This window comes from Haliscomenobacter sp., from assembly GCF_041740695.1.
Lineage (GTDB): Bacteria > Bacteroidota > Bacteroidia > Chitinophagales > Saprospiraceae > Haliscomenobacter.
The window spans coordinates 1-18764 of the sequence record NZ_JBGSLK010000124.1; the positions used below are offsets into that span (position 1 = coordinate 1).

Here is an 18764-nt window from a genome sequence, read left to right on the forward strand (position 1 = left end):
CAGCGCTGTTGACATTGTCCTTGTCTAAGTCGCTCGCGGTAGCCTCAACCTTCTCAACCTCCCTCAACCTTCTCAACTCTTATTAAAGCAACTATGGAGAACAGCCAAAACAACGGTTCAAAGCGTATTTTACTGATTGTAGCATTAATTTTAGGATTAGGCGCCCTGGGCGCAGGTGCATGGGGACTCTCGCAACAAAAAGCTAAAGCGAGCCTGCAAGCAGAAAACGAATCAATGAGTCAGGAATTGGGTAGCCTCAACGACCTCAAAGAAGACCTGGCCAGCGAAGTAGATAGTCTGGAAAGCGCCTACCAAACCCTGGCTGGCGAAAACGAGACCCTGCAAGGCTCCCTTGCCGATGCCCAAAGTGCCCTGGCACGCAAAGACTCCGAAATCAAAGCCAACCGCGGCAATCGCCTCAACGAAGTCAATGGCTTGAAGGGCGAAATCCAGCAATTGTTGGCCGAAAAAGCCAATCTGGAACAAGTCATCGGCGATCTACAAGCCGAAAATCAGGAGCTCAAGGAACGCACTGGCCAACTGGAACGCGACCTGGGCAGTGCCCGCACCGAAAACACCTCCCTGGGCAACCTCAACAAAACCATGCAAAGCGAACTCAAACGTTTGACCTTGGCCAACTTCAAAGCCTCTGGCTTTCAGGTAGAAGTGGAAGCGCGTAAACCCAAAGCAACGGCTGCTTCGGGTAAGGCGCGGCGAGTCAAAGTGTCCTTCGATTTGGTCGATGTACCTCAAGAGTATCAAGGTTTGCGCCCAGTGTACATGGTCATTACTGACGATAAAGGTGTGCCCATCCAGGGATCCAACATCCAGGAAAGAGCCGTAGTGAATGGCACAAGTATGGACATTATTGCGGTAAAAGCTAAAGACATCAACATCACCGCCACCCAACGCCTCAGCTTCAGTCATGAACTGGAAGAAAAATTGCGCGATGGGTTTTACCGCGTTTCGGTATTTACGGATATTGGGATGTTGGGCGCGTCAAGTTTTAGACTACAGTAATAGAGATGAAAGATGAAAGATGAAAGAGGCTACCGCAGGGACATGGACAAGGTCATTGTCAATAACGCTGCGGTAGCCTCTTTCATCTTTCATCTTTCATCTCTTATCTCTAATAACCTGTTTTTCCAATGCGAACCATATACCTCCTCGCCCTCCTCTGCCTCCTCTCCGCTTGCGGCATTTCCAATAAAAAAGTGCTAGAGCTGGAGCAATCGTACAAAACGGAGATTGGCACCCTCAACGAACAACTGCGCAACAGCCGGGACGAGATCACCCGCATGCAACTACAAATTGCGGAGCGCAAAGGGGAAAACAATGCCTTATTGGCTACCCAGGACAAATACCTCAAGCGCCTGGACGAACTGGAAGAAGAATTGGACAAGGCCCAAAATCAGGCCCTGAGCAAAGAATCCTCTCTCGGCGATGCGCTGAAAAGCAAAAACGAGCAAATCAGCAAGCTGGAAAATCAGGTCGCCTCCATTCGGGAGTTCTTGAAACAAGAGACAGAAACCCTGCAGGCGATTGCCAAAGAATTTCAGGATTCGCTGGCCAAACTTCCTGTTGCCCAATACAATGTAGAAGTGCGGAATGGAAAAATTGTAGTCGCCCTCACCGAGTCTTTGTTGTTCAAAACGGGCATCACCAATCGCATTGAACCTACGGGCTTAGCCGCGCTCAAAACTCTGGGCATTTTAATGAACGCCAATCCGGTTTTGTCCATCCATGTGCTGGGCCATACCGACAACCTGGCCACTTCCCGCAAAAATTTGGACAGTTGGGATTTCACAGCACTGCGTGCGGCTACAGTGGTGCGCAACCTGGTAGATGCCCAAGAATTGGGACCCAACCGCATCGTGGCCGGGGGCCGGGGCGAGTTTGATCCCAGCACCTCCAATGAGACCTCAGAAGGACAATCCCGCAACCGCCGCATCGAGTTTTTGCTCTTCTTTCCAGCGGAAAATCTTCCCCGCAAGATTAGCCAATTGGCTGAGCGAAAGTGACTTTAATCAACTTTGCCCATCACAAGATAAATGGCTTGCTTTTTTTAATAAGCGCCAAAATGTACTTACCTTTGTTTTCGAAACGTTTTCTAAAGCCCAATCCAATCACAATTTAGTCATCAGTTCCGCAGTAACTCAATGAAAAAAGTCACGTTTAGTCCTTCGGGAAAGTTTTATGCCATCCTGCGCGAAGAAGTTCAGCAGTATTTTTCCAATCAACAAATCAGTCCAAAAGGTGATGCCCGGCTTTACGCCAAGACCATCATTCTTTTTGCATCCTGGCTTTATTTGTACGTGCAGCTGGTTTTTTTCACCCCTCAATCCATCATTTTAGGGGTAGTGCTTTGCCTTTTGTTTGGGTTCAACTGGGCTTTGCTGGGCTTCAACGTTTGCCACGATGCCTGCCACAGCAGTTATTCGAACAACAACACGGTCAATAGTATCCTGGGCTATACTTTCAATTTCCTGGGCGCTAACGCTTTCTTTTGGAAGACCAAACACAACGTTGTACACCATACCTTCACCAACATTGACGGGGTTGATGCGGACATCATCCAGACCAAACTGCTCCGGCTTGCCCCTTCGCAGCACAAAATGGGTATCCACCGTTTTCAACACCTGTACTGTCTGGTATTGTACGCCATTTCTTATTTGGGCTGGGTATTTATGAACGATTTCCAAAAGTATTTCACCAAAAAAGTCCACCTCACCGACATCAATGGTTTTGACATTAAAGAGCATTTGGTGTTCTGGTTGTCCAAAACCATGTACGTCCTGATTTATTTGGTGATCCCGATTCTGTTTGTGCCCAAATTTGTGACCTTTTTGTTGGGTTACCTCATTGCTTCAATGGCTTGTGGCCTCGTATTGGCCATGGTGTTTCAGTTGGCGCACGTGGTGGAAATCACTGAGTTTGAAGACGCAACCGAGCACGATTTGACCATTGAAAATGAATGGGCCATCCACCAATTGTGTACTACGGCCAATTTTGCACCAAAAAATAAAATCGTCAGCTGGATTTGTGGCGGCCTCAACTTCCAGGTCGAGCACCACCTTTTCCCCAACATCAGCCACGTACACTATCCTAAGCTGCACCAGATCGTACAAAAGGTGTGCGCTCAACACGGTGTGGATTACAAGTGTTATGCCTCTATGGGTGAAGCCCTGGTTTCACATTTCCGTAGAATGAAGTACCTCGGGGTGGTTTAATTCCGAAAAAAATCCAAACTTGAGGGCGATAAAAAAATAAGTGTTTCATTTTGCCAAAGAATTAGATAAGTAAACGTTTCATTTTAAGTGTCTTATCTAATTCTTTGGCAAAATGAAACACTTATTTTTGCCCCACTACTTAGAGCATGCAAATGTTCCAAACCCTATGTATTGGTCAACACCACAGCAACCATTGTGAAGACTACCTCCTGAGTGCGCCACTAGGCACGACGCGCCATTTGTACGCCGTATTGGATGGCTGTACGATGGGCAATGAAAGTTATTTTGCGGCGACTTTGTGTGGGAAAATTTTGAAAAAAATCGCGCTGGAACGGAGCTACCTGGAACTCAAACAGCCTGCCCAGCCTGAGCTACAACTGGAGGTTAAAACGGTCGTACAGCGTTTGTTTCAGGAGCTGAAGCTGATCAAAAACCAACTCCTACTCAACAAATACGACTTACTCAGCACCCTGATTTTACTGATTTGGGACGAACTGCAACATGCGGGGCATATCCTCGTCATTGGAGACGGTTTGGTGTATCACGACGGTCAAGTACACAGCTTTGACCAGGCCAATCAACCAGATTATTTGGGCTATCACCTAGAAGAGGATTTTGAGGCCTGGTTTGCCCAGCAAAATCAACAACTACACATCCCCGATTTTCAAAACTTGAGCATTTGTAGCGATGGCATTTTGAGTTTTGCGCCTTTCGACGATGGCGTTTACCCAAGCATGCCCGATCCCATCTATTTTTTATTGGAAAACCGACTGCATGTTGAGAAAATAAAGATGCTGGACAAAAAAGTAAATATTTTGGAAAAAGAATACGGGGTCAAGCCGACCGATGATTTGGCGATTATTAGACTGATGAAATAGCTAATCATGCAATAGTCGAGATACCGAAGGAACCTGAAAGTCAAGATTTAAGTTATGGATAAAAAGTATAAACAATGACCCACTACAACCTACCCTGGCTTCTTGAAAAAATCCAACGGAATGAGCCCCAAAAGTTCCTCTTTTTTTGGGGACATCAACCCAGTAAAGAAGGCGAAATCACGGCTTCCTGCTTTAGCCAGTGGTGGGAATCCTCACCCTTTGTTGTAGCAGGCGTCACTTACACCAGCGCCGAACACTGGATGATGGCACAAAAGGCCCTGCTCTTTGGCGATCAAACTTCTTTTGATAAAATCATTGTGGCCAAAACTCCTGCTGTGGCCAAAAACCTGGGTCGCGCTGTGCAAAATTTTGACCTGGCTCTTTGGAAAGAGAAATGTTTTGAATTGGTGACCGCGGGCAATGTGCACAAATTTGGGCAGCACCCGGACTTGAAAACGTTTTTACTCAATACCCAGGATCGAGTCCTCGTCGAAGCCAGTCCCCTAGACCCCATTTGGGGCATTGGCCTGGCCGCCAACGACCCTAAGGCGCAAGACCCTGAACAATGGAAGGGCTTGAATTTGCTGGGCTTTGCCTTGATGGCGGCACGGGATATTTTGCGGAGTTAATTATCTTTCACCATGAAATTTTTCAAAAAGCTATTCTTCGGTTTACTGGTCTTGACCATCCTTACCTTTTTGCTGCGCAACTGGTTGTTTTGGCAATTATTCAGTTATCAAGCAGTGGGCAATAGGCCAACTTATGCCGTTGAAAATCCAGCGCTGCGTACTTACATCGAAAGTGAATTGCCAGAAAATCCAGCAAAATCGCCCCAGGTTATCTTAAAAAAAGCCTTAAGACTCAGTGCCCGGCAACTCCACTTCACCGCAACCCGCAACCACAATGACCCCAATCTACTCATCGACAGCCATAGCGCCCATTGTGTAGGTTATGCCGCTTTTACGACTACGGTTTGTAATGAGCTCTTGCAGCACTACCAGTTGAATACGGAGTGGAAAGCCGAAGCGCAAGTCGGTCAAATCCATTTTTTAGGCATCAACGTACACCCTTATTTCAACTCCGCTTTTTTTAAAGATCATGATTTTGTCGTGCTCAAAAGCCAAAAAACCGGAGAGGAATTGGCTGTTGACCCTACGGTGTATGATTATTTTAGGGTTGTATTTATTCGCTTGAAGAAATGAAAGAACAACAGTTCGAATTAGTAGAGAAAGTTGAAAAAATCGAAGCGAGTATTTTCTGGAAATAGAATGGGTTTAATCCTATCTTAGCTCATGCTGCAACCCAGCACCAACAGTACCATACTTTCCTACATCAAATCCACAAAAGCCATGTCCAAGCGTCGCGATTTTATGAAAAATACGGCTCTGGCCGGAGCGGGAATCCTGCTCGCACCAGAATTGTTTCCCTTCAGGGGGTTTTCGCCCAATGAAAAAGTGGTCATCGGTGCCGTTGGTACCAACAGTCGGGGTTTCTTTCTGGCACGTATGTTTGCCAAAATGCCCAATGTAGAAGTGGGTTTCGTCTGCGATGTGGATGAAAAAGTATTGGAAAAAACCATCGCTGAGATTGAAAAAATATCCGGCAAAAAGCCCAAAGGCTACAAGGATGTGCGCAAAATGCTGGAGGAAAAAGACCTGGATGCCATCTTCATCGCAGCGCCCGATCATTGGCATGCCCCCGCAGCCCTCATGGCGCTACAAGCAGGTAAACACGTATACGTAGAAAAACCTTGCTCCCACAACCCCGCCGAAGGGGAAATCCTGGTGCAAGCCATGGCCAAATACGGCAAACTCGCCCAAATGGGTAGCCAGCGCCGCTCCTTCCCCAAAGTACAAGAGGCCATGAAAGCCTTGAAAGACGGCATCATCGGGCGGCCCTACTTTGCCCGGGGCTGGTACGCCAACAACCGCAAGCCAATCGGGGTAGGTAAAAAGATAGCAGCGCCTGCTCACTTAGATTTTGACCTCTGGCAAGGCCCGGCACCACGCCGTGAATACCAGGACAACCTTGTACACTACAACTGGCACTGGTTTTGGCATTGGGGAACTGGCGAAGCGCTCAACAACGGCACCCACGAACTGGATGTGATGCGCTGGGGCATGGGCCTGGATTATCCAGTGAAAGTGGTTTCTGCTGGGGGCCGTTTTGCTTACCAAGACGATTGGCAAACGCCGGACACCCAAACCATCACCTATGAATTTGCCAACAACACCTCCATCACCTGGGAAGGCCGCAGTTGCAATGGCTTCAACAGCGAAGGGGTGGGCCGCGGCGTCATTTTTTATGGCGACAAAGGTACCATGAGCATCCCTGGCGGCGACGATTACAAGGTGTACGACCTGGAGAACAAATTGGTCAAAGACGTCAAAACCGAACTACAAGAAGCCCAACGCACCAACACCATGGGCATGGGGGAATTGCTAGACAGCCTGCACCTCAATAACTTTATCGAAAGCATCCGGGGCAAGGAAAAACTCAATTGCCCCATCATCGAAGGCCACAAGTCAACCCTCTTGCCCCAACTCGGCAACATCGCCCTGCGCAACGGCGGCGTATTGAACTGCGACCCCAGCAACGGCCACATCCTCAAAAACAAGGCGGCCATGAAGCTGTGGGGAAGGGAGTATGAGAAGGGCTGGGAGATGAAGCTGTAAAAGTGAAAAGTGAAGAGTGAAAAGCAGGGTACACCATTTGGATTTCACCGTTTGGTATGTTTTTTTCACTTTTCACTTTTCACTTTTCACTTTTCACTCTTCACTCTTCACTCTTCACTATTGAAACTGTATACACACCGGCGTAAACACCTTTTCTTCTTTCCGATATTTGAGTTTGCCATCGGTGCCGATGCTCAGGATGACGATGTTGTCGGAGTTTTGGTTGGCGGCGTATAGGAAGCGGCCATCGGGCGAAATGGCAAAATTGCGGGGTACTTCGCCCTGAGTAGGGGCATGGCCAATCAGGCTGAGTGCGCCCGTGTTGGGGTCGATGCTGTAGCCCACAATGCTGTTGTGCCCACGATTGGCCGCGTACAAAAACTGACCATTGGGCGTGATGTGCAGGTCTGAGCAATTATTGTCGCCTTTAAAATCGGCGGGTAGGGTGCTGATGCTTTGCACGGTGTCCAGTTTACCAGTGTTTTTGTCCCAATTCATCAAGGTTACGGTGCAGCTCAGCTCGTTGACCACGTAAGCTTTGGGCATGGTAGGATGGAAGGTAAAATGGCGGGGACCACTGGTGGGATGTACCTTGGTTGCACCGATTTTGGTCAATGGTTTTTGGGGAGTATCGTAATTGATTTTGTAGGTATAGATGTTGTCCGTGCCGAGGTCGGGCACATACAAATATTGCTCGTCCGGGGAGAGGTTGACGCTGTGGGGGTGAGAGGCGTCTTGCCGGGAATGGGGGCCTTTACCCTGGAATGCTTCGTGAAAAGTAGCTGCTTCGAGCCCACCATTTGCAGCTACGGGATATACTGCAATCACACCTACATAATTGGCTACAAACACGTAACGCCCTTTACTATCCGTACTAACGTGGCAAGGCGCAAACGCAAAAGTGGGTTGTTGGTTGATTTTTTCGAGGTGATCATCTGCCCGGCGGTAAGCCACTACCCTACCTGCTTCATCCACATCGGAGCCAATTTCTTCCACGGCGTAAAGGTATTTGCCATCGGCACTGAGGGTCAAAAAAGAAGGATTGACGATGCCATCCTGCACCCCAATTTTGTCCAGATAGCCCGTAGCGCTGTCGAGTTGATACAAATAAATACCCTCACCCTTGCCATCGACGTGCCCTTCTTTTTTGGAATAGGTGCCGATGAACGCAGCGTAGGTTTTTGCGGCTTTGGTGCTGGTATTTTGTGTGGTTTTGGTGCCAGATTCACAACCCAGCAAAACGGTCAGCGCCAGCAGGAATGTGCAAAGTTTTAAGTACTGCATGTTTTTATTTGTTTGCAGAAAGATAAGAGATATAACGCAGAAAGCCCCTCAGTTTCCTGAGAGGCTTTCTGAATATCCTATCTTAAAATGCTTGTAAGCTTACGCCATGCCCATTTCCTGACGAATTTTATTCAAAGCTGAACCAGCGCGCAACCAGTCGATTTGTTGCTCGTTGTAGGTATGCAGCAGTTCAATGCTTTCGGAAGCGCCATCAGAGTGGTTCAAAACCATGGTGATGGATTTTCCTGGTGCCATACTTTCGAAACCTTCGATATCGATGAAATCATCCTGGCGGATTTTTTCGTAATCTTCTGGATTAGCGAAAGTCAATGCCAGCATGCCCTGCTTTTTGAGGTTGGTTTCGTGGATGCGTGCGAAAGATTTTACAACTACCGCTTTAACACCCAGGAAACGAGGCTGCATCGCCGCGTGCTCGCGAGAGGAACCTTCACCGTAGTTTTCTTCCCCGAATACCACCGTGCTAACGCCAGCGTCGCGGTAAGTCAAACCAGAATCAGGCACCGCCAGGTATTCATTGGTCACCAGGTTCAACACCTTATTCGTTTCGCCATTGAAGTAGTTGATGGCACTGATGAAGGTGTTTTTGGAAATGTTTTGCAAGTGTCCGCGGAACTCCAACCAAGGACCAGCCATCGAAATGTGGTCGGTGGTACACTTCCCTTTGGCCTTGATCAAAATGCGCATGCCCATTACCTGATCGTTGGTGATTACTTTAAACGGCGTGAGCAATTGTAAACGGCTGGAAGTAGGAGATACACTAATCACCACCTCGCTGGAATCAGCAGCAGGAGCCTGGTAACCAGCATCTTCTACCGCAAAACCTTTTGCTGGTAACTCAACGCCACTTGGTGGATCGAGTTTTACCGCTACCCCATCCTCGTTGATCAAGGTGTCGGTCAGTGGGTTGAAAGTCAGGTCGCCCGCAATCGCAAAAGCAGTTACAATTTCGGGTGAAGCCACAAAAGAACGGGTTTGTGGGTTACCATCGTTGCGCTTGGAGAAGTTGCGGTTGAAGGAAGTGATAATCGAGTTGGCGCGGTTGGGATCGTCGGTATGGCGTGACCATTGACCGATACAAGGACCACAAGCGTTGGCCATTACTACGCCACCAATTTCTTCAAAAGTAGCCAATTGACCATCGCGATTAACAGTGTAGCGGATTTGCTCCGAACCCGGGGTGATGGTAAATTCAGCTTTGGCGACCAGTTTTTTCGCTTTTGCCTGACGTGCTATCGAAGCCGCACGGTCCAAATCCTCGTAAGAAGAGTTGGTACAAGAACCGATCAAACCTACTTCCAATTTTTGTGGGTAGCCATTGTCTCTCACGGCTTTGGCAAACTCAGAGATTGGCCAGGCCAAGTCTGGAGTGTATGGGCCGTTGACGTGTGGCTCCAGCGTATTCAGGTCGATTTCGATCACTTGATCGAAGTATTTTTCTGGACTAGCGTAGCACTCGGCGTCGCCAGTCAGGTATTCTTTTACTGAATCACACAAGTCGGCTACGTCATCACGCTCGGTAGCGCGGAAGTAGCGGCTCATGGAGTCATCGTAGCCGAAGGTAGAAGTGGTTGCGCCAATTTCCGCACCCATGTTGCAGATGGTACCTTTACCCGTACAAGACATGGATTGAGCGCCATCGCCAAAATATTCCACAATCGCGCCAGTACCACCTTTTACGGTCAGGATACCCGCTACTTTCAGGATTACATCTTTAGGAGAAGCCCAGCCACTCAGTTTGCCGGTTAGTTTTACCCCAATCTGCTTGGGCATCTTGAGTTCCCATGGCATACCCACCATCACATCTACCGCATCGGCACCACCTACACCGATGGCCAACATGCCCAACCCACCTGCGTTAGGGGTGTGGGAGTCGGTACCGATCATCAATCCTCCAGGGAATGCGTAGTTTTCGAGTACGGTTTGGTGAATGATCCCCGCACCTGGCTTCCAGAAACCAATGCCGTATTTGTTGGATACACCCGAGAGGAAGTCGTATACTTCGGAGTTGACATCAACCGCCGTTTTCAAGTCGGTGTTGGCACCTTCTTTGGCCAGGATCAAGTGATCACAGTGTACAGTACTGGGTACAGCCGTTTTGTCGCGACCACACATCATAAACTGCAACAAAGCCATTTGTGCCGTTGCATCCTGCATCGCTACCCGGTCCGGGGCAAAGAAGACGTAATCTTTGCCACGAGCATAACTCTGCAATGGGGAATCGGCGTGTAAGTGGGCGTAAAGTATTTTTTCGGTGAGCGTCAGAGGACGTCCCAACGCTTGCTTAGCCGCATTTACTCTTGCGGGAAGCGACTCATAATGAGCCTTCAGCATGTCGAGATCAAATGGCATGGCTGCTGATGAGTTTTTATGGTAGTGAAACAAAAGTTATCTTTGGTAAAGAACGGAAACGAAATGAAGTTGCGTCTCCCTTCCTAAGGGCGGTGCAAAAGTACAATTTTCTCCGAATCTTTGATGGTTCAGCCCAATTATATACGTGTTTTTGCAGGATTTTGTTCGGTGTTTTAATAAAAAAGAGGTATACCCGCGCGGGGTGCGGTATGACCCTGGCTACTTTGCCATTTATACCAATCCGAATGCTCAACTTTATACAGGAAGCTCCAAATAATTTTTTTGTTGGAAGATAAACGTCTTTTTGATATTTCATTTGCTTAATTTGCCTGTGCATTGGGTAAAGTCTACCTGATTTCAACTTTGTACCAAACTATAAATCAGAAAGCATGAATCGACGAGAAGCCATCAACACGGGTTTGCTGAGTTTGGCAGCCTTGCAGGCCCCCGCCATGGGCGCCATGTTGGGGAGCAATCAGCAAAATGAAAACAACATGGATACCAAAGCACCTTTCAAGCACTCCGTATGCAAGTGGTGTTTCAATGACCTTACGCTAGATGCCATGGCTGAAAAGGTCAAAGACATGGGCATTACTTCCATTGAATTGGTTGGCGTAAACGATTGGCCCATTCTGAAAAAACATGGCCTGACCTGCGCCATTGGCAACGCACCTTTCATTAGCCTTACCGATGGATTCAATGATGTCAACAACCATGCCAAGTACCAGAGCATGTTTCCTGAACTGCTGCAAAAAGCGGCTGATGCAGGCATCCCCAACATCATCGTCTTTTCGGGCAATCGCCGGGGAAAAAGTGATGCAGAAGGATTGGAAAACTGCGCCAAGGGATTAGACCCCATTGTGAAACAAGCGGAAAAACTGGGCGTAACGCTCGTGATGGAACTGCTCAACAGCAAAGTCAACCATAAGGATTATCAATGCGACAAAACGGAGTGGGGGGTAGCTTTGCTTGAAAAAGTGGGGAACACCAACTTGAAGTTGCTCTACGACATCTACCACATGCAAATCATGGAAGGCGACGTTATTGCCACCATCAAAAAGCACAACAAGTACTTTGGTCATTACCATACTGCGGGGGTACCTGGAAGACATGAAATTGACGATAGCCAGGAATTGAATTATCCCGCCATCATGAAGGCGATTGCTGCTACTGGTTTCAAAGGTTTTGTTGCTCAGGAGTTTATTCCGGTTGCACAAGATAAATTGGACAGCTTGCGCAAAGCGGTGGCGCTTTGTGATGTAGCTTAAAAATAAAAAGGGGAGCGCAAGTGCTCCCCTTTAAAACCATTACAGTAAATTCTGTTTCATACATTATTAGAGGCAAAAGTGGCGAATATTCGCCGTTTAAGATTGTATATTTTGGACAAATACAGATTAGTCTAATAAATTTTGACCTCGTAATGCAGCAAGTGCTCAAGCGATAAAAAATGCTGAAAGTCGCGGTGCTGCGCCTCTTTTTCAACTGGCCGAATACTTTCCCGGTAGGCCATAGGGGTCTTTAGCGCAAATCGTTTGAACTCCCGGATAAAATGCGCCTGATCGTAGTATCCCAAATGGTACCCTATTTCAGTGCAACTCCATTCTGGTTTGGCAATGAGCAAATCTAGCGCGCGTTCAAAGCGTTGGATTTGGGCAAAGTGTTTGGGCGATATGCCAATCACTTCATTGAAACCTCGTGATAAGGATTTGTAATTGGTGTTCAATTGTTCGGCCACCCTGGCAATGTCTGCATCCGCATGTTGGGTAGCCAATAGTTGGGTGCCTGCCTGAATAAAATTGAACTTATGCAGACGAGAGGCAATGAGTTTTTTTTGTGAAAAACGCTCCACTCGCTCCACCCGCGCTTCAAAATCCGGTAAATGATAGAGCTCTTCCGCCAGGAAGTTGATCTCTGGGCCAAACACCTGTGACATGTCTAAACTGACATTGGTCAAAGTTGCAAAATCAAATTCGACAAATGGATAAAGCCCTCCGGGCAAAAATTTGATACCAAAAATATGGTTATTGGATTGGTGTTTGTAAAAATTGTGCCCTGTGTGCAAGGTTTCCAGCTGTGGTGTATTCAGGGCGGCAAAAGGTCCATTTTCTTCTAAAGATCGAAAATAGGGTGAACCGAGAGAAAAGGTGAGGTTGAGGTAGTTTTCGGGCAAAACACATTCCGTATCGTAGGCTATGCTTTGCTTGGGAGGACTGTATTTTTCCCAAAAATGCGCTACGAAACCAGAAAGGGAATGGGAAGGTTTTTTGTACTGTATGAGCATTTCCAAGCGATCGTGAATACCAAATTAACCGTTTTGGCGCTTAAAAGCGCTTATTGGAGCAAATTAATATGTCCAATAAGCGCTTTAAGGTCATTTATTCCCAATCACAGCCAATCGGCGCGCCATCCGGCATCACTGGCCCAGCAGGCACCTTAAAGGTAGCCGGATCAGCGCGGAAGGTGCGCAATTGCTCCCTTAGGTACTCATTGTGCGCCCGTTGGTTGACATCCCCCAAAGCTCGGGTGCTCAAATCTTCCTCCAGCTTGCGGATGCGCAGCAAGGCATGTGCCGCCACCTGTTGACTGATTTCCTTGTCGCCAGCCAGGTTGAGGAGGTGGTGCAGCAGGGATTTTTCTACCAAGCGATTCAATTCCTGTAGGTAGTTATTGGGGCTTCGGTCTTTTTGGGCCGCTGAAAACAGGGCATCGAACAAATCGGCCAGATTCATTCGTTTGTTGTCGCGGGCACTGTGCTCAATCAAGCGGGCCAATCTTTGGGGATGCAACAACATATCCAAGGTATGCTCCACCGAACTTTCAGCAGCAGCAATGGGGTCAAATGTAAGGCCAGTATACACCTTAAACAACTCACGGTCGCGGCGATAACCACTGGGTTGTGGCGGAATCAGGGCAATCACTTTTTCTGGAATTGCCAAAAACTGAGGATCAAGTGTGGCAATCAAAGCATTGAGGGCATCGCGCTGGGCGGCATCGTCGATCATTTGATTGGTCGCTTGCCCGTCCCCGCGTACAGCGTAAGTGTAATTCACCCCAGCCACCAGTTTGGCCGTTGCTTCCACTTGGTAGCGGTGAGCGAGGTAAACGGGAACCAATACACTTTCCAAAGTCCCCATGGGTGCACCTACCGGGATGTTTTTTTCCGAAAAACCATTCAGTGCTTTTTGACGCACTTGCATGATGCGGCGCAACTCCTCGGGTGCAGATTTGCCCTCATCCCAAAGGTGGGAAGCTGGATGGGCGCCACCGGGCGCGCGCGAGTCTTCGTCGGTGATGTACTGAAAACCCATTTTGATGTTGTCGTCCAAGATTTTTTTCAACCCTGCCGCTTCGTCCACACCATCCGGAAAATCTTGGTAGCCGAAGGTAATGCTGCGTTTGTCCCAGTCGCCGATTCCTACGGCATAGGCTTTGGAGAAGTCAATTTTGCCCTGATTGTCCAGCGTGATCATTGGGTGCGGATAATCCATTACCGAGGAGCGGTCTTTCACACTGGCCGCAAAGTTGTGCGCAAGTCCCAGGGTATGTCCAACTTCGTGGGCCGACAATTGCCGCAAACGCGCCAGGGCCATTTCTTTCAAACGAGGGTCAGCATTCGTGCCATTTTCATAAGCTTCGATCATGCCTTGCGCGATCAGGAAATCCTGCCGTACCCGCAGCGAGCCCAGCAATACATGCCCTTTGATGATCTCACCCGTGCGCGGATCGGTAACCGAGCTGCCATAACTCCAGCCGCGGGTAGAGCGGTGTACCCAGTTGATGAGGTTGTAGCGTACGTCCATGGGGTCGGCACCTTCGGGCAGCACTTCCACCCGGAAGGCATTGCGGTAGCCTGCTGCTTCGTAAGCCTGGTTCCACCAACGGGCACCTTCGAGCAGGGCCGATTTGATGGGCTCGGGGGCTCCCCGATCCAGGTAGTAGATGATGGGTTCCACGGGGTCACTGATTGCTGCCTTCGGGTCCTTTTTCTCCAGGCGGTGGCGAGTAATGAAACGTTTAAAAACGGGTTGTTCAATAGGGGTCGCGTAATCCCGGTAACCCGTCATGAAGTAGCCAGCGCGAGGGTCATAAATGCGTGGCTTGTAATTTGCGTCGGGCAGTTCGATCAAGCTGTGGTGCATGCGCACGGTTATGGCATCTGGGCTGGGGGTCACTGAGCGAACCCATTCGCCTTGCGGGTCACCAGAGAAGGTGATGATGGCTTCAAACTCGCTGTTTTTGGGAAAGTTTTTGGTACGCTCCAGGAAAATGGCGGAGCGGGTAGCGTCCACATTGTAACTGCCTTGGCGGGAGGTACGCAGGCGGTTGGCTACGCCGTGGGCGTCACGCAGGAGGAAGGGGGTAAAATCGACCAGCACTTTGCCACTTTCTTCGGCTTCGACCTTGAAACCCCAGATGGTCGAGCTCGCGAAGGCTTCGGCGACCGAACGGGCTTCATCGGGGTTGTTGCTCACGGCGCGGTAGTCGTAGTTGGGCTGCATCATCAGCACTTTGGGGCCAATGCGCACAAAGCGCACGATGCGGTCGCTGCCCAATTGGTTGCGATCCAGGCCAATGTCATTGGAGCCCACCCCCGCGGAAAGACCATTGACATAGAGAATTTCCTGATCCCATTTGTCGATTTCGAGCCAGATCTTGCCTTCTTTTTCGTCCCAATAAAAATTGAAATAGCCGGTATAGGCTTTGCTGTTTTTGGTTTTGTCGGTGATCGTGGGCGTTTTGTCCTGGCTCCAGGTGGTGGTAACGGAGGCCAGCGCCAATAAAAGAAGTAGGGCGTATTTCTGCATGTTGCGTTGGTTTGTTTGGTGAGTGATTGGGTAAAAATAGGAAATTAATGGCCCTGGAAAAACTGCCAAATGCCGAGCTGCCGATTTTTATACACAAGCGGTTTTAGTCGCCCAATTCATATGCGTACGTTGCCAGCAAAAAATGACGTGATTTTGGCGCGAACTTATTTTTATTCCTTCTGTTCCTCTCGTTTTACTACTTTCCCTCTAAATCCAAGTACCATGAGAAACCTGCTACTTTTTCTATTTCTATTCACGACTAACCTTGTTCATGCCCAATTTTTCAAACAAGACAATGGCCTAGCCCATACCTTTTCCATTGTAGCCCGCGACGAAAAAACGGGGGAAATGGCCGTTGGGGTGCAAAGCCATTGGTTCAGTGTGGGTACCTCGGTTTCCTGGGCTGAAGCGGGCGTAGGCGCCGTTGCGACCCAATCGTTTACCAACAAGTCCTTCGGCATTCGGGGTTTGGAATTGCTCAAGGCTGGAAAAACTGCCCAGGAAGCGCTCGAAATTTTATTGTCTGACGATCCCGGCAAAGAAGTACGCCAAGTGGGCATCGTGGACGCCAAAGGCAATGTGGCCAATTTTACCGGGAAAAATTGTATAGCTTTTGCCGGAGATTTGCAAGGAAAAGGCTATGCCGTACAGGCCAATATGATGCTGAACAACGAAGTCCCCGCAGCGATGGCCAAGGCCTATGAAGCCAACCTGAATCTGCCCTTGGCCGAACGGGTTTTGGCAACCCTCAAAGCTGCGCAAAAAGTAGGCGGGGATATTCGTGGCAAACAATCGGCGGTCATTTTGGTGGTCAAAGGGGAAGCGACGGGCAAACCCTGGGATGAGAATCACTTAGTGGATTTGCGGGTGGATGACCATGCCGCCCCCCTGGTCGAGTTGGAGCGCCTGCTGACCCTGCACCGGGCCTACGAACACATGAACAACGGCGACCTGGCCACCGAAAAGAACGATATGCCCCTGGCCATGAAAGAATACGAAACGGCCATGAAGATGTTCCCCAAGAACCTGGAGATGCAGTATTGGACGGCGATTACGCTGGCGAACAATGGCAATGTGGCTAAAGCGGCCAAAATGCTAAAGGTGATTTATGCGAAAGATCCAAATTGGCGGGAATTGACGAAACGATTGCCGAAGGCGGGGGTGTTGACGGTGAAGGCGGAGGAGATTGCCCCATTGTTAAATTTGAAGTAGGTTTCTGGCTTTTTGCTTATTTTCACAAAAATTAGCCTCGATGAAAAAGATAGCCTACCTCCTTTTCTTCAGCGCCTGGCCACTTGTTGCAATTTATGCCCAACAAAGTCTAAATAAAGGAGTTTATACCCTTTCTTTTAAGCTCCACCTTTCAGGAATCCCTAGCCCCGATTCCGTTGCTGTTGCCTGTTTGCTGTTTCCCTCACCAGAAACTAGGCCGATCAAAATGAACGGCCCCAACATTGGTTTGGAAGAATTGAATGCCCAGTAGAAAGAACTGGCCTTTGGCATTTTGAAAGAAAGCCTCAGCACCAAAGGGCTACAAAAGTCAAGGTCAATCATGAAAATGGAGGCGCATTTGGCCACTTTACGGCCCGACAACAAACTATTGGGTGGCGAAAAGTATTGGTTCACGTTTATGGGTACGCCCTCGGCTAAAGAACCTTGGGGTTGGCAAATTGACGGGCATCATTTGGTGATCAACTATTTTGTTTTGGGAAGCCAAATCGTCATGACGCCTACATTTATGGGCTCAGAACCCACTTATGCTGAGTCAGAGCCCAACAAAGGGCTGCGGACGTATGAGACTGAAGAGCGCAAGGGTTTGAATTTTTATCAGTCGCTCAATGCAGAGCAAAAAACCAAAGCCAGACTCTGGGATAAAAAAGAGATGGACTTCAACCGGACGGAGGCCTTTCGAGACAATGAAATTATTCCCTTTACTGGCATCTCCGCACAAGATCTAAGGGCAGCTCAACAAGAGGACTTGCTCGATTTAATTGCTGAGTACGTTGGTGACATGAGGGATGAGCACGCTAAAATCAAGATGACAGAAGTGCGCCTGCACTTAAAAGACACCTATTTCACCTGGGTGCAAGGTGAAAAGATGGAGGACCCGTTTTATTACCGCATCCACAGTCCGGTTATCCTGATTGAATTTGACCACCAAACTCCGGTTGCCATCTGGGATCGATCCAAACCCCGACCTGGTCCGGTTAAAACGCATATTCATACGGTGGTGCGTACGCCGAATGGCAATGATTATGGGAAGGATTTATTGAGGGAGCATTTGGAGGCTCGGCATAGGGAGTAGGAAATAATAAGAATCACATATTAACCATGGCTAATATTGACCTTGAAGGGTAAAACATTTTTTAGAAAAACATGCGTCTTCCTAATGTTTCTTTTTTCATACAATGGCAATGAATTGCAAACATAAAAAAATATCGAATCTGAAAATTTTATGAAACCGGTAATCTCAATGAACGGATAGTTTGCGGTTTTGATAACTCTTATTTTCGCATCTTGACCAAATTTACATTCTGCATCATAAAATTCAACTTTATTAATCTTTTGATTGTAAATATTTAATATGTTTTTTTCTTGGATTCTACTCAACTCTTCAATTGAAAAATTAGGGTCATCAGATTTCCAAAAATTAACGTAAGCAAATTCTCCCGACGCTAATGCTTCTTCAAAAGTCAATCCTCTTTTGTAAAGATGACACACAGCAGGTATCTCCCTTTTATTTTGTGGTTTTTAGTTATGTAATCATGCCTATGTTGAGTACTTAACATTTCAAAAACCTGATCTTCATAATCTTTCCAATCCATTTTATTTTTTTTGACCTTAAAAAGCAGGCACCTTTTCGACCAATTCACTCACCTTAGAAACCTCCACACCCTTTATCCAAAGTTCGTACTCACTTAAATCAATTTCATCGTTCCAAATTACGCCATACCCACCATTAGCGATGTGGGCTTTATTAAACAATTGTTCATCTTGCAATACTTTGAAAGGCTCTGATTGTAAGCGTTCAGCGAGAGAGTATACTTTGATATCACCTGTGTCGAAAATGACAAAAAGGCGATAATTAGCAAGCGGTTCGATATATTTAATACGCGGATAACTTTCCATGGCTAATGCGTTAATCGATGTTTTGAATCTCCTGGGTATCCCACATATCCTTTAACTTGGACAGGCGAGATTTTGCCCATTTTTTTACTTCCTTTTGGTCTTTTGAGCCAAGATCACCCTTGAACATTTCCAGATCATTTATGCCAAATAAACCTTCACGTTCGTTGTTGCTGGCATGAATATGTGGTGGAGGATGATCCCCAAAGAACATTCTCAAAATGATTCCTTTAATTTTTCCAATAACTGGCATCTATATGAAGGTTTAGATCAAGGTAAAATTAATGACCAGAATATGCAAATTTAACTCAAATCAGATCATAAGGCAAGCTAAACACCAAATTTTGAATTATAAACAAATGCGCTTTATCAATGCTTAGACAACCGCGAGGCTTG

At 47.8% G+C, this 18764-nt stretch carries 17 protein-coding genes; 11 read left to right on the plus strand and 6 right to left on the minus strand.

Features of this window, described 5'->3' with window-relative positions; genetic code table 11:
* Positions 1–93: 93 nt before the first annotated feature.
* The 7 genes from ACEW9O_RS25125 to ACEW9O_RS25155 all read left to right on the plus strand — a co-directional run bounded on the left by ACEW9O_RS25125 (position 94) and on the right by ACEW9O_RS25155 (position 6783).
* On the plus strand, positions 94–1020 hold the full coding sequence (locus ACEW9O_RS25125) for a hypothetical protein (protein ID WP_373552977.1): 927 nt from the start codon (positions 94–96) through the stop codon (positions 1018–1020).
* Positions 1021–1148: 128 nt separating this feature from the next.
* Positions 1149–2021: an OmpA family protein gene (locus ACEW9O_RS25130; RefSeq protein ID WP_373552978.1), complete on the plus strand. Its 873-nt coding sequence runs from the start codon at positions 1149–1151 to the stop codon at positions 2019–2021.
* Between the two features lie 138 nt (positions 2022–2159).
* A complete protein-coding gene (locus tag ACEW9O_RS25135; protein WP_373552979.1) occupies positions 2160–3230 on the plus strand; it encodes a fatty acid desaturase in 1071 nt (356 codons plus the stop codon).
* 146 nt (positions 3231–3376) lie between these two features.
* Positions 3377–4108 carry a protein phosphatase 2C domain-containing protein gene (locus ACEW9O_RS25140; RefSeq protein ID WP_373552980.1) on the plus strand — a complete coding sequence of 244 codons (732 nt, stop codon included), beginning with the start codon at positions 3377–3379 and terminating at the stop codon, positions 4106–4108.
* A 74-nt stretch (positions 4109–4182) separates the two neighbouring features.
* Entirely contained in the window at positions 4183–4737 is a 555-nt protein-coding gene (locus ACEW9O_RS25145; RefSeq protein WP_373552981.1) for an NADAR family protein, read from the plus strand.
* 12 nt (positions 4738–4749) lie between these two features.
* Entirely contained in the window at positions 4750–5310 is a 561-nt protein-coding gene (locus ACEW9O_RS25150) for a hypothetical protein (protein ID WP_373552982.1), read from the plus strand.
* 147 nt (positions 5311–5457) lie between these two features.
* Positions 5458–6783, plus strand: coding sequence for a Gfo/Idh/MocA family protein (locus ACEW9O_RS25155; protein WP_373552983.1), 1326 nt, complete (start codon positions 5458–5460; stop codon positions 6781–6783).
* 117 nt (positions 6784–6900) lie between these two features.
* On the opposite strand, the gene ACEW9O_RS25160 is transcribed toward ACEW9O_RS25155, so the two are convergent.
* Both ACEW9O_RS25160 and ACEW9O_RS25165 read right to left on the minus strand, forming a co-directional pair.
* The gene (locus ACEW9O_RS25160; protein WP_373552984.1) at positions 6901–8067 is read right to left on the minus strand and encodes a lactonase family protein; all 1167 of its coding nucleotides are present in this window, start codon (positions 8065–8067) and stop codon (positions 6901–6903) included.
* A 99-nt stretch (positions 8068–8166) separates the two neighbouring features.
* The gene (locus tag ACEW9O_RS25165) at positions 8167–10437 is read right to left on the minus strand and encodes an aconitate hydratase (protein WP_373552985.1); all 2271 of its coding nucleotides are present in this window, start codon (positions 10435–10437) and stop codon (positions 8167–8169) included.
* 389 nt (positions 10438–10826) lie between these two features.
* On the opposite strand from ACEW9O_RS25165, the gene ACEW9O_RS25170 reads away from it, so the two are divergent.
* On the plus strand, positions 10827–11705 hold the full coding sequence (locus ACEW9O_RS25170; protein ID WP_373552986.1) for a hydroxypyruvate isomerase family protein: 879 nt from the start codon (positions 10827–10829) through the stop codon (positions 11703–11705).
* Between the two features lie 131 nt (positions 11706–11836).
* Here ACEW9O_RS25170 and ACEW9O_RS25175 read toward each other — a convergent pair whose 3' ends face one another.
* Positions 11837–12718: a helix-turn-helix domain-containing protein gene (locus tag ACEW9O_RS25175; RefSeq protein ID WP_373552987.1), complete on the minus strand. Its 882-nt coding sequence runs from the start codon at positions 12716–12718 to the stop codon at positions 11837–11839.
* A 94-nt stretch (positions 12719–12812) separates the two neighbouring features.
* Positions 12813–15242 (minus strand): zinc-dependent metalloprotease, encoded by a 2430-nt coding sequence (locus tag ACEW9O_RS25180; protein ID WP_373552988.1) that lies wholly within the window; start codon positions 15240–15242, stop codon positions 12813–12815.
* 222 nt (positions 15243–15464) lie between these two features.
* On the opposite strand from ACEW9O_RS25180, the gene ACEW9O_RS25185 reads away from it, so the two are divergent.
* The 3 genes from ACEW9O_RS25185 to ACEW9O_RS25195 are packed head-to-tail and all read left to right on the plus strand — an operon-like array spanning position 15465 to position 17547.
* Positions 15465–16454: a DUF1028 domain-containing protein gene (locus ACEW9O_RS25185; protein ID WP_373552989.1), complete on the plus strand. Its 990-nt coding sequence runs from the start codon at positions 15465–15467 to the stop codon at positions 16452–16454.
* Between the two features lie 40 nt (positions 16455–16494).
* A complete protein-coding gene (locus ACEW9O_RS25190; protein WP_373552990.1) occupies positions 16495–16725 on the plus strand; it encodes a hypothetical protein in 231 nt (76 codons plus the stop codon).
* Positions 16726–16731: 6 nt separating this feature from the next.
* Positions 16732–17547, plus strand: a complete 816-nt coding sequence (locus tag ACEW9O_RS25195; protein ID WP_373553002.1) for a DUF3500 domain-containing protein — start codon at positions 16732–16734, stop codon at positions 17545–17547.
* Between the two features lie 536 nt (positions 17548–18083).
* Here ACEW9O_RS25195 and ACEW9O_RS25200 read toward each other — a convergent pair.
* Both ACEW9O_RS25200 and ACEW9O_RS25205 read right to left on the minus strand, forming a co-directional pair.
* On the minus strand, positions 18084–18371 hold the full coding sequence (locus ACEW9O_RS25200; protein ID WP_373552991.1) for a DUF2442 domain-containing protein: 288 nt from the start codon (positions 18369–18371) through the stop codon (positions 18084–18086).
* Positions 18372–18381: 10 nt separating this feature from the next.
* Entirely contained in the window at positions 18382–18621 is a 240-nt protein-coding gene (locus ACEW9O_RS25205; protein WP_373552992.1) for a DUF4160 domain-containing protein, read from the minus strand.
* Positions 18622–18764: the final 143 nt, after the last annotated feature.

Coding starts and splice junctions, on each gene's coding strand:
- ACEW9O_RS25125 (WP_373552977.1), top strand. CDS start 94: ATGGAGAACAGCCAAAACAACGGTTCAAAGCGTATTTTACTGATTGTA.
- ACEW9O_RS25130 (WP_373552978.1), top strand. CDS start 1,149: ATGCGAACCATATACCTCCTCGCCCTCCTCTGCCTCCTCTCCGCTTGC.
- ACEW9O_RS25135 (WP_373552979.1), top strand. CDS start 2,160: ATGAAAAAAGTCACGTTTAGTCCTTCGGGAAAGTTTTATGCCATCCTG.
- ACEW9O_RS25140 (WP_373552980.1), top strand. CDS start 3,377: ATGCAAATGTTCCAAACCCTATGTATTGGTCAACACCACAGCAACCAT.
- ACEW9O_RS25145 (WP_373552981.1), top strand. CDS start 4,183: ATGACCCACTACAACCTACCCTGGCTTCTTGAAAAAATCCAACGGAAT.
- ACEW9O_RS25150 (WP_373552982.1), top strand. CDS start 4,750: ATGAAATTTTTCAAAAAGCTATTCTTCGGTTTACTGGTCTTGACCATC.
- ACEW9O_RS25155 (WP_373552983.1), top strand. CDS start 5,458: ATGTCCAAGCGTCGCGATTTTATGAAAAATACGGCTCTGGCCGGAGCG.
- ACEW9O_RS25160 (WP_373552984.1), bottom strand. CDS start 8,067: ATGCAGTACTTAAAACTTTGCACATTCCTGCTGGCGCTGACCGTTTTG.
- ACEW9O_RS25165 (WP_373552985.1), bottom strand. CDS start 10,437: ATGCCATTTGATCTCGACATGCTGAAGGCTCATTATGAGTCGCTTCCC.
- ACEW9O_RS25170 (WP_373552986.1), top strand. CDS start 10,827: ATGAATCGACGAGAAGCCATCAACACGGGTTTGCTGAGTTTGGCAGCC.
- ACEW9O_RS25175 (WP_373552987.1), bottom strand. CDS start 12,718: ATGCTCATACAGTACAAAAAACCTTCCCATTCCCTTTCTGGTTTCGTA.
- ACEW9O_RS25180 (WP_373552988.1), bottom strand. CDS start 15,242: ATGCAGAAATACGCCCTACTTCTTTTATTGGCGCTGGCCTCCGTTACC.
- ACEW9O_RS25185 (WP_373552989.1), top strand. CDS start 15,465: ATGAGAAACCTGCTACTTTTTCTATTTCTATTCACGACTAACCTTGTT.
- ACEW9O_RS25190 (WP_373552990.1), top strand. CDS start 16,495: ATGAAAAAGATAGCCTACCTCCTTTTCTTCAGCGCCTGGCCACTTGTT.
- ACEW9O_RS25200 (WP_373552991.1), bottom strand. CDS start 18,371: ATGGAAAGTTATCCGCGTATTAAATATATCGAACCGCTTGCTAATTAT.
- ACEW9O_RS25205 (WP_373552992.1), bottom strand. CDS start 18,621: ATGCCAGTTATTGGAAAAATTAAAGGAATCATTTTGAGAATGTTCTTT.